Here is a 13,900-nt window from a genome sequence, read left to right as displayed (position 1 = left end):
TTCCGCCTGAATAACGACGTGTAAGATACTGTTATAATTACGTTTGATTGCGGCCTTCCGTTTGAATTGCCAAAATATTTCCGCTCCGGTTCGGGCGCGCTTGACAGGTGTTTTTGACTTTGGCTATTTGCCAGACATTCTGGTCCGGGTGGGAAACCATTCGGGTAAAAGGGAACACGGTGCGGTGCTGCAAACAGGCGCCAAACCCGTGACTGCCCCCGCAACTGTGAGCGGAGAGCAAGGCGGCGATATACCACTGCCCGATGGGTCAGCCCGATGGGTGCCCCCATGGGTGGGAAGGTGCGGCTGAGCTTCGACCCGCGAGTCAGGAGACCTGCCAGGATGTTCACCCTGTTCGGGCGCGGGGCGCGCTGGCGACAACGGTCTTCCGTGGTGGTGACAGTTTCACCGTCTGCGGGACCGACGCGTTCCAAGGACCCTATTGCAGTATCGCGGCCAGATCCGGTCGCAAGATGGCTTGCGCCACAGGCGTGAGTGGTCTGAGAATGAAATCAGGGGAATGAACATGCGCAAGGTCAACTTGTCTCTCGCCGCAGCTATGGCCGCGGCACCCGCACTCGGATCGGCGGCGGACACCACCGATGATATCAAAACTTTCGTCCTGAAACCGATCATCATTTCGGGCGGGCTGACTCCTATTGCAGAAGACAGCTATGGCCGCGCGGCCTCTGTCATCACCGGCCAGGAGATCACCGACCGTGGCATCACCTCTGTGCAGGACGCGTTGCGCGCGGTGCCTGGCCTCTCTGTCAGCAGCGCAGGTGGCAGTGGCACGCAGGTGCGCATCCGTGGCGGCGAAGCCAACCACACGTTGATCCTGATCGATGGGGTCGAAATCGCCGGGGGCGACAGCGAATACATCCTGTCCGGTCTCGACACAGCCACCATCGACCGGATTGAGGTTCTGCGCGGGCCGCAATCCGTGTTCTATGGCTCCAATGCCTCTGCCGGGGTCATCAATATCATCACCAAAACCGGCGGGCTTGGCACCAGCTATGAAACCAGTGTCGAAGTGGGCAGCGACGGCCATCGCGCCTCTGCCATTGTCTCCAGCCGCTCGGAAAAAGGCGGGCTGACGCTCAGCCTTGCGCATGACAACGACGGCGGTTTTGATGCCTCCGGCGATGGCGGCGAAGACGACCGCATTCGCCGCAACACCGTGCAGCTGAAAGGCGACTACCAGCTCACGCCCGATTCTAAGGTCGGGGTCAACCTGCGCGCCTCGGATGAATATTTCGACACCGACCGCACCAATGGCGCCGCCAGCCTGCCAACAGGCTATGTGGTTGATGATCCGAGCCAATTCAGCGATCGCGACGAACAGCTGGTGCAGATCTGGGGTGAATTGACCAGCCTCAATGGGCGGCTGTCGCATCGCCTGTCGTTTGAACGCACGGATTATGATTTCTCCTTCAACGGCTTTGCGCCCACCGAAACCCAGACCGATGCAGCCAAATACCTGCTGAGCTTTGGCCTGAACGGCGAGCGCGCCGCGGAGGCCAACCATTTGGTGAACGCCATGCTGGAGTGGGAAGACGACAGCAGCAGCGCCAATCCGGCCTACCGCCGCAGCACCACCTCGCTTGCGCTGGAATATCGCGGCCGCTTTGCCAATGGTCTGGATGTGCAGCTGGGCGCGCGCCGCGACAACAACAGCGCCTTTGAAAATGCCACCAGCTGGACGGCCAGCGCCTCTTATCTGTTTGCAGGCAGCGGCATTCGCCTGCATGCCTCGGCGGGCACCGGCATCGTGAACCCGTCCTATTTCGAGCTGTTTGCCAATGACACCTTCGGCAGCGCCACCTATGTCGGCAACGCCGCGTTGCAGCCGGAGGAAAACCGCAGCTTTGACATTGGGGTGACCCTGCCGTTTCTGCAGGGGCGCGGTCTGATCGATGTGACCTATTTCGATGAAACACTGACCGGCGAGATCGAAGCCTTCCTGCAGAGCAGCGATCCCACCACCGGCGCCAGCGTGTTCTCCTATCGCAACCAAGCCGGCGACAGCCGTCGCACCGGCGTCGAACTGGCCGCCAATCTGGAAGCCACCGACCAGCTCGATCTGGGTCTGACCTATACCTATCTGGATGCGGCCAATCCTAATGGCACTGTCAAAACCCGCCGCCCCCGGCACGAGCTGTTGCTCGGCGCGACCTGGCGGACCGAAGACAACCGTGGCGGGCTGACCGCAAACATCCATCATGTGGCTGGCACATTCGACACTCAGTTCTTCGGCAGTTTCGCCACCGCAGAGCTGCCGGACTACACCACGGTGGACCTGTCTGCGGACTATGAGCTGCGTGACGGGCTGACGCTGACAGGGCGCATCACCAATCTGTTTGACGAGGACCAATCCGACGTCTGGGGCTATGCCGGACGGGGGCGCGCGGCCTTCGTCGGGCTGCGGGCGGCGTTCTAAATCATGCGTGGCGGGATCCTCATTGCGCTGACATGGCTATGGACGATGTCCACAGTGATGGCGGATCCCGTTCGTGTGGTATCGATGAACCTCTGCACCGATCAGCTGGCGATGATGCTCGCCAAGCCCGGGCAACTGGTGTCGGTGTCCTACATCGCCCGCGATCCCGACGCCTCGGCCATGGCCGATGTCGCGCAGGGCTATCCGATCAACCACGGTCTGGCAGAGGAGATTTATCTGCTGCAGCCAGATCTGGTGGTCACCGGCACGTTTTCGGCGCCCGCCACCACCGCCATGTTGCGACGGCTTGGGGTGCCGGTGGCAGTGTTTGACCCAGCGACCTCGCTCCAGGATGTGGCGGCCCGGCTGCTGCAAATGGGGGCGGCGCTGAACCGTCGTGACGCCGCCGAGGAGCTGGTGGCGGAGTTTGAACAGCAGCTAGCGGCGTTCGACCAAGTGAATGCAGCGGGAGCAAACACAGGCGATGCGTCTGGCAGGACAGGCACCGACGCCGACGCAGGGCGCCCGCGTGCGGCGCTTTATGATGCGAACACCTACACCTCCGGGCCGCAGACCTTGGCGGGCCAAATTCTGGAGGCTGCGGGCTTTGCCAATATTGCGAGTGAACTGGGTTATACCGGCCCTGCCCGCCTGCCACTGGAACAGCTGGTGATGGCAAAGCCGGACATGTTGGTGGCCAACACGCCCCACGACAGTCCCGCCCGCAGCGAAGAAAACCTGACCCATCCGGTGCTGCGCCACTTGTCAACGCCGCAGACCACGGGTCAGATAAGACAAGCCGATTGGGTCTGTGGCACGCCACATGTCCTGCGTGCCATAGACAGATTGGCGGTTGAACGGCGCCATTTCACCAAAAGGGACAGGGCACAGTGACACGGCTGATGGCGATGCTGACCACCTGTGTGGTGGTGCTTTTTGGCCTGTCGCTGGGCGTCGGGCCCGCAGAGGTGAACTGGCGCGACAGTTTTGCTGCCCTGGTGGATGACAGCTATGGACCGCTGACGCTGGTGATGCGGGAAATCCGCCTGCCCCGCGCGCTTCTGGCGGCGGTGATTGGCGCGGGCCTCGGACTGGCCGGTGCCGCGCTGCAGGGGTATCTACGCAATCCATTGGCGGAACCGGGGCTGATTGGCGTATCGGCGGCCGCGGCATTGGGCGCGGTTGTGGCGCTGAACACCGGATTGGCCGCTGCGATGCTGTTTGGCCTGCCCCTGGCGGCGCTGGCCGGCGCGCTCGTCGCCGTGTTTTTGGTGTTGTTGCTGGCCGGTCCGCAGGGCGGATCGCTGACCTTGATCCTTGCGGGCATCGCGATTTCAGCCATGGCCAGCGCGCTGACCTCGCTGGTTTTGAACCTTTCTCCGAACCCGTTTGCCGCCAGCGAGATTGTGTTCTGGATGATGGGGTCCCTGGCGGATCGCTCTTTGGTGCATCTGGCGATTGCGCTGCCCTTTGTCGGCGGGGGGGCGGTGATCCTGCTGCGGCTGGGCCGTGGGCTGGACGCCCTGACATTGGGAGAAGACGCAGCGCAGACCATGGGGATCAACCTGTCCAGACTGCGGCTGCTGTTGGTGCTGGGCACCGCCAGCATTGTTGGCGGCGCAACCGCAGTGGCCGGTGCAATCGGGTTCATCGGCTTGGTCGTGCCCCATATCCTGCGCCCGTTTGTGGGCGGCCAGCCGTCCCGGCTTCTCTGGGCCTCGGCGCTTGGCGGTGCGGTGATGTTGCAGCTGGCGGATCTTGCGGTGCGGCTGATCTTGCCCGATCGTGATCTGAAGCTGGGTGTGGTGACCGCATTGGTGGGGGCGCCGCTGTTTTTGCATCTGATCTACAAAACCCGGAGGGGCCAGGTATGAGCGCGACATCACCATCAGAGCAGCCTGCACACACCCCACCAGCTGAAAACCTGTCGATCCAGAACCTCTCTGTCAGCCTGCGCGGACGCGATGTGTTCCGCGATGTCTCGTTTGACATCCAGCCCGGTGAATTTGTCGGGCTCTTGGGCCCCAATGGGGCGGGCAAAACCACCCTGATGCGGGCCGCGCTGGGGCTGATCGCTGCCAAAGGTAACAGCTCGCTTGCCGCGCTGACAGCCGCCGACCGGGCCCACGCGGTGGCCTGGATGCCGCAGGCGCGCGAAATCGCCTGGCCCATCGCGGTTGAGCGGCTTGTCGCCCTGGGCCGATTGCCGCATCTGCCGCAAGGCGCGCGTCTGACACCGCAGGATCAGGCGAAGGTGGACCAAGCCATCGACCAGATGGGGCTGCAGCCGATGCGCCACCGGGCTGCCTCGCGCCTGTCTGGTGGCGAGCAGGCGCGCGTGCTGATCGCGCGGGCACTGGCGCAAGACACCCCGCTGCTGATGGCGGATGAACCGGCCGCAGGGCTGGATCCGGCGCATCAAATCGCCACGATGGAGATCTTTGCCCGGCTGGCGCAGGAGGGGCGATCTGCCTTTGTGTCGCTGCATGATCTGGGGCTGGCTGCGCGCCATTGCACCCGGTTGATCCTGATGGGGGACCATGGCGTGCTGGCCGATGGGCCGCCTGATACGGTGTTGACGCCTGATTTAATGGCGCAGGCCTTTGGCATTTCGGTCTGGCACCAACAGACCGCACAGGGGCCTGTGTTTCAACCGCTTGAGGTGCTGTGATGGGACATCTGACGTTGGAGCGGCCCTGGCTGACTTTTGATCTTGGTCAGGAGATGACAGTGCTCAGCTGGGCGGTCAACCGACCGGGGCTGGTGCGTGCGCAGCAGATCCTATGGCGGGAAGTGCGCAACCGCGATCTGCCCCCGGAACTGGACGCTGCGACCTGGTATGAGGCGGAGCTGCACCAACGGGGCGCGGCCCAAGCCGTGGGTTTCCTGACCTCTCGCGATGTGCGCCAATTCACCGAAGCACGGGCCGAGGTCGAGGGCATAACCGCTCATGTGGTGGCCACCGTGGGTCTGTCCAATGCGGAACGGATCGGCCATCGGCTGGATCACAGCGGGCGGGATTGGGGCACGATCAATATCGCCCTGCAGCTGTCCGAGGGGATCACCGACGCCGCCCTGATCGAGGCCATGAGCCTTGTGGTGCAAGCGCGCACCGCCGCGGTGATCGACGCAGGTCTCATGCTGCGCTCGGGCCTCGCCACGGGCACCGGCACCGATTGCGTTGCAGTGGCGGCCCCGACCGGAACGCAGCCCTATGCCGGGTTGCACACAGCCATCGGAGAGGCGATTGGCAAAGCAACATATGAGGCCGTGGCAACAGCCTGCGCCGACTGGATGGCAGGCAGTGGCAGGCAGCCACAACAGGGCTGATGCGGCCGCTGGTCTGGCCTGCATAGCTGAAATTAAGTGAGCTCCCGCAAGCCCCCAAAGGTGTTCGCTTCAGGCCGCCTGGCTGCGCGCTGTGTTGGCGGCCAGTTGCAAGCGATAGGCCTGGCAGGTTTCGCCCGCGACCTCGAACCTTGGACCGGCAGGGGACAGATCAAACCCGACTTTCAGGGTCAAGAGCGCGGCCGTGACGGATGTCAGGCAAAGGAATGACTGCACATTCCACGCCCGCGCCAGTCGCGCCAGATTGACGGCCATTTCCCGGCGCACCCGCTGCCTGTCGCGGCTTTTGAGGTTGTCGGAGACAAACACACGGGTGATTTCCCAGATGCCCGGATCACGCGGCGCCGGATCATCCAAGACCGTCTGCGGCAGGCCCGGCAACAGGCCCAACTGCGCATCACGCAACATGTAGCTGGCATTGATGCTTTGGGCCGTTGTTGGTGTCAGTCGGAATCCGGCGGACACAACATCGTCGTCGTGGATGGCACAATAGACGCTTTCGGGCGTGTCATATTGGTCAAACTCCATGCCCCGCACATTGGGCAGCTGCCAATCATGCAGCTCCACAAAATGATGGTGTCGGGCCCGCAGCAATTGCGTGAACAACCCGCCGGTCTGGTTCAAATTGTCAAATGTAATATGGGTCGACTGCATGGCGTTCTGCCACCTTCACAATTGAGCCCCGCGGGGCGCCTTCCAAAAAGTTGTGTAAAAATTTTCATAGAAGGGTGAAGAAAGCGTAAACCAACAGGCCACCGCCCTGCCCCGGCGTCGACCCGTAGCGCAGCGTCATTTGATTGAGATTGGGATGGGATCAGGGCAGTGTCAGGACGGAACGCGCGGCGCCGCGGCGGCGGCAACGCGGTTGATTTCCTGCAACAAAACATTCTTGCGCACCGGCTTGGCGATATATCCCGAAGCGCCAAGCGCAAGATAGGTTTCGCGGTCCTCGGTCGCGGCATTGGCTGTCAGCATCACCACTGGCGTCTGCGCGGTTTCCGGTGGTGCCTTGGCCAATTCGATCAGCATTTCCTTGCCGTCCATCACCGGCATCCGCATGTCCAGAAGGATCAGATCCACCTGTTTCGTGGCCAGAATATCCAGCGCCTCGCGGCCGTTTTCCGCCTCCAGCAATTCGACGTCAAAGCGCTGCAGGAACGCCCGCACCACCCGCCGGTTGGAGGCTGTGTCATCGACGACCAGCAGGCTCTTGACGCCGAGGTCATCGCTTTCAGCGGACTGTGTGGTGGCGGCAACCGCTGGAGTAGCCACCATCTCTGCCGCCCAGATATCACAGGTCAGGGTGAAGGTGCTGCCCTTGCCCAGCTCACTCTCCACCACCAGATCGCCGCCCATTTTGCGCGCCAGGCGCCGGGCAATCGACAGGCCAAGCCCCGTGCCAGGTACGCTGGGGGCGTTGCTGTTTTCGGCGCGGAAGAAATCAGAAAACAACTGGGTCAGATCCTCGGCCGACAGGCCGCGACCGGTGTCCTTCACCTGCACGATCAACCGGGTTTTACGGCCCGAGGGTTCGGCAAAGATATCAACATCAATACGGCCGGTTTCGGTATATTTGACGGCGTTGGAGACCAGATTGGACAGGATCTGGCGCAGCCGCAGGATATCGCAATTGGCAAAGTCGGGAACGCTGTCGGCAATGACCAGCCCCAGATCCAGCGATTTGTCATGGGCGGAAAAGCGGAACATATCGACCGCAGATGTCAGTTCCGCCCGCAGGTTCGCGGTGGAGCAGACCAATTCGACCTGCCCGCTTTCGATTTTTGCGTGATCCAGGATGTCATCCAGAATACCGGTCAATGCGGTTGCCGAGCTGAACAGCAAACGGCCATGTTCGCGGTTGGCATCCGGGTCTGATTTACCCTCTGCGATCAATTCCGACATGCCGCAGATCGCGTTGAGCGGCGTGCGAATTTCGTGGCTCATAGAGGCGAGGAACCGGCTTTTGGCTTCGCTGGCGGCCTGCGCATCCGCGAGGGCATCACGCAGATTGTTGGCCATGCGGTGCTGCGTCCAGATCCCAAACAGCGTGTAGGCCGCACCAATCAGCAAGATGATTGCCGCGATGATCAGCTCTGTCAGGCTGCCGATCTGCCAGATGGTGCTGCCAACCAGAAAGATCAGGACGCTGATGATGGGCAAGGCCGTCAGCAGGCCGAAAAACATCCAGTGCGAGCGCGCAACCACACAGTGATTGAGCGCGATCACCAGAAGCATGGCCCCCATCACTTTAGAGAATCCATCCTCATGCAGATAGAGCAGCAGCGGAATCGTGTTGAAGGTCCAAACCCCGACAAAGGCCGAGACCACAAACAAAATCACACTGTTCATCGTCACCTGCTGGCGCAGCCGACGGTAGACATGCAGGCCAACCAACTCGACAAGGATATAAACACCATAGACGACGGCAATCTGGCCCAGCGTCAGATAATACAGCGAAACAAGAGACACGATGGAGATGGAGGCAAACCGCGAGGGCAGATCCTCTTTCACCAGCTCATTCTGCGCGGCCACAACTCGCCTTAAACTGGACGATATCGTCATCATTGCCGATTTCCTGCTACTGCCACGACCCCGTTTCCTCGTCACTGTACTGACGTCGAACACCTTTCAAAGCATCGATACGGATTGTGCCCCTATGATGGTTTATCTCGCGGAGCGTGAACAGTGGCTTTTTGACTAAAAATCGCGTTGTTTCATGGTAACATGTATGGAAACGGCGGCGGTTCTGCATGGGAATTGCGGGTTCAGGCCAGAACGTGGCCCCGCTCACCTAACCGTGATCGAATACTCCGCAACGGCGCGCACCAGGTCCTGAGCAGTCGCAAGATGCGTGTGAGGGCGGCGCCATCACATCCTGTCGCGCAGCCCATAGTAGGCAAATGCCAGGGGCAAGGCGCCGCGCCGCCAACGACCCAGTTCAAAGCGTTTGGGAGCCCGTTTCATCAGATCCGGATGAGGCCGCGCCTGCCGCCCCAGAACAAGATCCGCCAGCAAGGCCCCGGCATAAGGCGCCATGGTGACACCGCTGCCATGAAAACCGAGGCCTGCATAAGCCTGCGCAAGCCCGGGAATTGGCCCGACAAATGGCACCAAGCTGCGGGTCAAACAGATCAGACCTGACCAGAAATACTCCGTTTCCACATCACGCCAGGCCGGGAACATCCGATCGAAATCCGCCCTCGCCCGAGCCTCGGTCGCACGCATGGACCGCTCGTTGACCCGGACCGAGCCGCGCAGGCCAAACAGCATTCGCCGGTCCGGCAGCAGGCGGAAATAATGCAGCAACCGACGGCTGTCGACACACATCTGGTCGCTGGTCCAGCCTTGTGCTGCCAGCTCCGCCTCTCGCAGAGTACGAGTGACCAAGATGTTGGATTGCACCGGCAAATACCGCGCTGCGAGCGCCGATGGCACGGTGTCCGCGCTGTAGCCATTGGTACAGATCAGCAGCGTTTTTGCCCGCAGACTGCCGTTTGGGGTGACCAGGAGATGCTGCCCGTCGTGCTGTTCAACACGGCTGACCGGCGAGTTATGCACCAGCCGCGCGCCCGCCCGGCGCGCCGCACCGGTCAGCCCGAGTACAAATTTCATCGGGTTGAGCGCAAAACCAATGGGCAGCGTCACCGCCCCATGCAGATCGGGGCTGTTCAACCCGTGGGCGGGCATCTCTGCCTTTGGAATATATTCATAGTCCAGCCCGTAACGGTCCGAATATTCGCGGCCATAGGCGTGCAGATCACCAACTGCGGCGGGGGAATGCGCCAGATAGGTATAGCCCCGCGAATGGCGGTCCACGTCCAGATCAAAACGATCGATATAGGTCTCCACCAATGACACGGCGGCGCGCTCTGCATCAAAAAACACCTGAGCGTCGGCCGCGCCATAGGTCTGGCGAATACGGGCGTCCTCCAGCTTGGCACTGCCAACAGAAACCAGCCCGCCATTGCGCCCCGACGCGCCCCAACCCGGACCATTGGCGTCCAACACCGCGACGTCCACACCCGCGTCGGCCAGTTGGATGGCGGCGGACAGGCCCGTGTATCCGGCGCCGATAATGGCGACCTCGGCCTGCTGATGCCCGGTTAGTGGCGGCGGCTGATCGGGGTCCTGCGGCAGGAACCGCGACCAGTATCGATCCTGGATTGGACGGTCGGTGTAGGCCAGTGGCTCGTATAGTCGCGTCACCTGTGCGCCCCTTTGTGGTGATGGATCAGCATGATTGATCGCAGCGGTGTGGGTTTTATCTTTGGTTTGTGCGGGTTGCCTACCACCATCGGCTTTGATCGCTGCTTGGCGCCCCACCATTTTGACCGCTGCGCAGTTATCTGGATATTGACCAATCATCGACCGAGACCCAAGCGATATTTCAGCATGAGATGCAGATCTTTGGCGCGGATCAGAGTGGGTTGGTTGATCGTACTGCCGGGCTGGCAACGCAGGTTGTGGCCCGCGGCGCTGTGTGAACGGATTGGGCCTGCGGATGCTAGGCCGCCAGATGGCGGGAAATCTCCTGCTCGGCCAATTGCCAAATTGCCTGGAGCCCTGACAGATCGGCGGCCTGATCCTGTGGCGCGTGTTCAACATCCAAAAGAGCCTGCCGCAGGTCCGAAAAACCAAGCACCGCCGCTGATCCGGCAAGGCGATGAGCCTCATCCCGCTGCGCCGCGCTAAGGCTGGTTTCTGCGCCGAGATCCCCCAACAGTGCCGCCATATCGCCTTGATATTGCTGCAGGAACATGCGTCCCTTTTCCTGTCCCAACGCCCCGAAGAATTGCGAAATATCAGAGGTTTGCACGACTACGCTGGAGGACTTGACCGCGATGACAGGATCCTCATCATCGAGCCCCGGGATATCGCAGAGCGCCACGCCACCAATATGGCTGCGGCGTGGGGCATCACCGGACACGCGCCGGCCAATCACCTCTTCCAGACGCTCCAGGCTGATGGGTTTGGTCACCACTTCGGCCAGCCCACCTGCCAGAATCCGGTCATGATCCTGGGCGCCTGCATGCGCTGTCAGCGCGACAATATCGACGCCATCAGCGTAACCACCAGCGCGGATCTGGCGCGTGGCCTCCAGCCCGTCGATTTCTGGCATGCTGACATCCATGAAAATCAGATCGAACTGGTCCTGCCGCGCTGCTGCGACACCCTCTGCGCCGCCGGGCGCAAGCGTTACGTGATGGCCCAGCTTGGTCAGCATCTTTTCCACCAGGATGCGATTGATTTCATTGTCCTCGACCACGAGGATGCGATGGCCTGATCCGGTGCGCGCTTGACCGTGAGGAGCCGTCTGGTGTGCGCGCGCGGCGTGATTTACGGAGGCTGAGGGCATCGCACCCGCACCCTGCGCCGCTGAGAACCCGCTCATCGAAGACTTGTCCGGTTTAGACTGGCCCGGTATTAACTGACCCGGTGTACACGCGCTCGACCCAGAGGGAGCACCTGTCTCCGGTATCCCTGCGCGCGCCGTAATCTCGGAGCCAAAGCCACTGCGCCGCTGACCAGATGTCTGATCCGTTCCAGTCCCAGCAGGTTGCATCCCGGCCGGCAGCGGCAGGGTGATGGTGAACAGGCTGCCCTCACCCAGCTCGCTCTCGCAGGAGATTTCGCCGCCCATCGCCTCGACACTGCGCCGCGTGATCGCAAGACCAAGGCCGGTGCCCTCACTGCTGCGGGCGTAGCTGGCATCAAGACGAATGAAATCTTCAAAAATCCGATCCAGATCCTCCTCGGCGATGCCGCGCCCGGTGTCCGCCACATAGATTTCGACCGTGTCGCCACCACCAAGCCGCATCAGATCCACGCTGACACTGCCATCGGCGGTGAAATCCAGCGCATTTTCGACCAGGTTGATCAAGACCTGCCGCAGCGCGACCGGTCGGCCCAGAACCATGGCATGGGCACCGAGATCACAGCGCAACTCCAATGTGTTACGGGCCGCTCTTGCATTGGATTGGTGGGACTCAACCACTTCGGCGGCGAGGCGTTCGAGATCAAAAACCCGCTGGTTTTCGTTCTCCACCCCGGTTTCCAGATGCGACAGCTGCAGCACGTCGTTCACATGCGCCATGAGCCGATCGCCGGACTCACGGATCAACCCCGCATAGCTGCGCTGCGCCGCCGTCAGCTCGGTTCCGTCGAGAAGATCCAGCGCGCCCAGCACACCTGTCAACGGTGTGCGCATTTCATGGCTCATGACGGTGAGCAATTCCGCCTTCGCCCGCTCCCCGGCCAAAGCCTCGTCCCGGGCATGTGTCAGCGCCTTTTCCGCGGCGATGCGATCAGAAATGTCGCGCAGGTAGCTGACAAACACGGTTTTTTCTGGCCCGCTGTCGCCCGGTTGGCTGGTGCTGATCGACAGTTCGACAGGAAACACCTCACCAGATTTTCGCTTGGCTTCCAGCTGAATACGGCCGCGACCGATGACCCGTTCGGTGCCGGTGCTGCGATAGCTGTTCATACCCGCATCATGGGCCTCGCGCAGGTGATCCGGCACAATCAGTTCTGCCATGTCCTGACCGATGGCCTCGGCGCTGGTGTAGCCAAAAATCGTCTCAGCCGCACCGTTGAATTCCTGCACCCGGCCCTCGTGATCAACCACCAAAATGGCATCAAGCGACGATGACACCATGGCGCGCATCCGGGCCACCGCCTCGCGGGTGCGCAGCGCCAGACGCTTGCCGCGCTGATAAAGCCGCCCCATCATCAACGCTGTCAGGGTCAGCGCCACAAATAACGCCAATACCACCCAGGCCAGACGCGACAACAAGGCAAAGAAATTCAGCCGCTTTTCTTCGCTGGCCTTGGCGTGTTCTGTCAGCCCGGCAAGCGCCAGGTTGCGCAGATCGCTGCGGTTTTCCTGCAAAATCTCGCTGACGCGGGGCAGACCGAACAGCAGCGCCTCGTCCGGGCCATCAATATAGGCCACCAACCGGTCGATCCGCTGCACCACCCTGGGGAGGATATCGCGATTTTCAGGTGCATCCCGGACGAGCGCAAACGTACGGCTTTCGCGAATGGTGGCCACGCGGCTGTAGACGATATCAAAGGAGCGGCGCAGCTGTGCCAGGTCTTCGATTTTTTTGGCGGCCAGGACCTCTGTTTCCAGGCGCAGATGTTCGATTTCGGCCTGCGACAACGTCCATTGCAGGCTGTCGGTTGCAGCGGTGGATAGCCCGTCCAGGCGCACCAGGACCTCGCGGCCGAGCCGCACGGATTGCACCGCGAGCAACACGAGCACAAGCGCAACGGTCAACAATAGGCTGCGCGACAGGAGAGGGTTTTCCTGAAATCGCACCTAGCCCCCTATTTCATCGAATAAATTCATCGCATTACCGTGATTTCTTCAAGTTGCCAGATGCTGCGGGAATAGATTGCTTCGGTCTGGAACCCTTCGTTGCTGTCATAGGGGTAAACCACCCAAAGCGGGCCTTTGTCGCGCACAGACATAATGGCGCCATTGCGCTGATAGGCAATGATCGGCCCCCCGGCGGCCACATCGGACAGTGGAATTTCGACCGCATAGTCATTGATCGCCCGCGCCCGCAGCAGCCCGTCCTGTCCGGCTTCCTCGCCGATGTGCTGCAGCAGCGCCGCAAGGCTGACCCCCGTGAACCGCTGCGGCCCAGAGGTCCAGATCGTGGTGGTTTCGAATTCTGTGGTGGGCAGGCCCTGCAGCATATCAAGCGAGAAATCATGCTGTTGCACGGTGTCGCCCGGGACCGTCAGCGTCAAAACCACGGGTTCAGAGGCCGCAGCCTGCGTTGGCAGCGCAATCGCCCAGGCACTGGCCAGCAGACCAACCAGCGCAAAGACGCGCGCCAAATGGGGCGTCGAAGCAAGGGTCGGAGGGCGTGCCTCCCCAAGCGATGAAATAAAACAGCGTATCCGGCTAACCATGTCTGCCTTCCTTTTCCTGAAAAGTGACCTGCAGCGGCCGCAGAGGCAATATGACGTTCGATATGGCTTGGGCGTCCCGGATGGCCAAAACCGTAACCAAAAAACCCGCGTCTGCCATATGCGCCACGTGCACACCATCCGCCGACATCCTAAAGCTTGCCTAAGATTCATGTAGGATTGGTAACCAAC

At 61.4% G+C, this 13,900-nt stretch carries 10 protein-coding genes and 1 riboswitch; of the genes, 5 read left to right on the top strand and 5 right to left on the bottom strand.

What is annotated here, in order from left to right:
* The first annotated feature begins 123 nt into the window (after nt 1-123).
* Nucleotides 124-357, top strand: a riboswitch (cobalamin riboswitch).
* Nucleotides 358-526: 169 nt separating this feature from the next.
* From Q0C28_RS07140 to Q0C28_RS07120, 5 genes are read left to right on the top strand one after another with little or no spacing between them, the layout of a single operon-like run.
* Entirely contained in the window at nt 527-2,440 is a 1,914-nt protein-coding gene (locus tag Q0C28_RS07140; RefSeq protein WP_293574196.1) for a TonB-dependent receptor, read from the top strand.
* A 45-nt stretch (nt 2,441-2,485) separates the two neighbouring features.
* A complete protein-coding gene (locus Q0C28_RS07135) occupies nt 2,486-3,334 on the top strand; it encodes an ABC transporter substrate-binding protein (RefSeq protein WP_293574194.1) in 849 nt (282 codons plus the stop codon).
* Between the two features lie 8 nt (nt 3,335-3,342).
* Nucleotides 3,343-4,314 (top strand): iron ABC transporter permease, encoded by a 972-nt coding sequence (locus Q0C28_RS07130; protein WP_293574278.1) that lies wholly within the window; start codon nt 3,343-3,345, stop codon nt 4,312-4,314.
* Nucleotides 4,311-5,111, top strand: a complete 801-nt coding sequence (locus Q0C28_RS07125; RefSeq protein WP_293574192.1) for an ABC transporter ATP-binding protein — start codon at nt 4,311-4,313, stop codon at nt 5,109-5,111. The genes Q0C28_RS07130 and Q0C28_RS07125 overlap by 4 nt, the downstream gene beginning before the upstream one ends.
* A complete protein-coding gene (locus tag Q0C28_RS07120; RefSeq protein ID WP_293574190.1) occupies nt 5,111-5,770 on the top strand; it encodes an adenosylcobinamide amidohydrolase in 660 nt (219 codons plus the stop codon). Before Q0C28_RS07125 ends, Q0C28_RS07120 begins: the two co-directional genes overlap by 1 nt.
* 69 nt (nt 5,771-5,839) lie before the next feature.
* Here Q0C28_RS07120 and Q0C28_RS07115 read toward each other — a convergent pair whose 3' ends face one another.
* The 5 genes from Q0C28_RS07115 to Q0C28_RS07095 form a co-directional block, all read right to left on the bottom strand.
* The gene (locus Q0C28_RS07115; RefSeq protein ID WP_293574188.1) at nt 5,840-6,442 is read right to left on the bottom strand and encodes an acyl-homoserine-lactone synthase; all 603 of its coding nucleotides are present in this window, start codon (nt 6,440-6,442) and stop codon (nt 5,840-5,842) included.
* Nucleotides 6,443-6,613: 171 nt separating this feature from the next.
* The gene (locus tag Q0C28_RS07110; protein ID WP_293574186.1) at nt 6,614-8,353 is read right to left on the bottom strand and encodes an ATP-binding protein; all 1,740 of its coding nucleotides are present in this window, start codon (nt 8,351-8,353) and stop codon (nt 6,614-6,616) included.
* Nucleotides 8,354-8,656: 303 nt separating this feature from the next.
* Nucleotides 8,657-9,994 (bottom strand): FAD-dependent oxidoreductase, encoded by a 1,338-nt coding sequence (locus tag Q0C28_RS07105; protein ID WP_293574184.1) that lies wholly within the window; start codon nt 9,992-9,994, stop codon nt 8,657-8,659.
* A gap of 298 nt (nt 9,995-10,292) precedes the next feature.
* Nucleotides 10,293-13,109, bottom strand: coding sequence for a PAS domain-containing hybrid sensor histidine kinase/response regulator (locus Q0C28_RS07100; RefSeq protein WP_293574182.1), 2,817 nt, complete (start codon nt 13,107-13,109; stop codon nt 10,293-10,295).
* Between the two features lie 26 nt (nt 13,110-13,135).
* A complete protein-coding gene (locus tag Q0C28_RS07095) occupies nt 13,136-13,711 on the bottom strand; it encodes a molybdopterin-dependent oxidoreductase (RefSeq protein ID WP_293574181.1) in 576 nt (191 codons plus the stop codon).
* Nucleotides 13,712-13,900: the final 189 nt, after the last annotated feature.

It is taken from the genome of Phaeobacter sp., assembly GCF_022825805.1.
Taxonomy (GTDB): Bacteria; Pseudomonadota; Alphaproteobacteria; order Rhodobacterales; family Rhodobacteraceae; genus Phaeobacter.
This window is presented reverse-complemented; position numbering and strand designations above follow the sequence as displayed.

What these genes read in the sequence shown, in the direction of transcription:
- Q0C28_RS07140 (WP_293574196.1), top strand. Translation starts at nt 527, where the DNA reads ATGCGCAAGGTCAACTTGTCTCTCGCCGCAGCTATGGCCGCGGCACCC.
- Q0C28_RS07135 (WP_293574194.1), top strand. Translation starts at nt 2,486, where the DNA reads ATGTCCACAGTGATGGCGGATCCCGTTCGTGTGGTATCGATGAACCTC.
- Q0C28_RS07130 (WP_293574278.1), top strand. Translation starts at nt 3,343, where the DNA reads ATGGCGATGCTGACCACCTGTGTGGTGGTGCTTTTTGGCCTGTCGCTG.
- Q0C28_RS07125 (WP_293574192.1), top strand. Translation starts at nt 4,311, where the DNA reads ATGAGCGCGACATCACCATCAGAGCAGCCTGCACACACCCCACCAGCT.
- Q0C28_RS07120 (WP_293574190.1), top strand. Translation starts at nt 5,111, where the DNA reads ATGGGACATCTGACGTTGGAGCGGCCCTGGCTGACTTTTGATCTTGGT.
- Q0C28_RS07115 (WP_293574188.1), bottom strand. Translation starts at nt 6,442, where the DNA reads ATGCAGTCGACCCATATTACATTTGACAATTTGAACCAGACCGGCGGG.
- Q0C28_RS07110 (WP_293574186.1), bottom strand. Translation starts at nt 8,353, where the DNA reads ATGATGACGATATCGTCCAGTTTAAGGCGAGTTGTGGCCGCGCAGAAT.
- Q0C28_RS07095 (WP_293574181.1), bottom strand. Translation starts at nt 13,711, where the DNA reads ATGGTTAGCCGGATACGCTGTTTTATTTCATCGCTTGGGGAGGCACGC.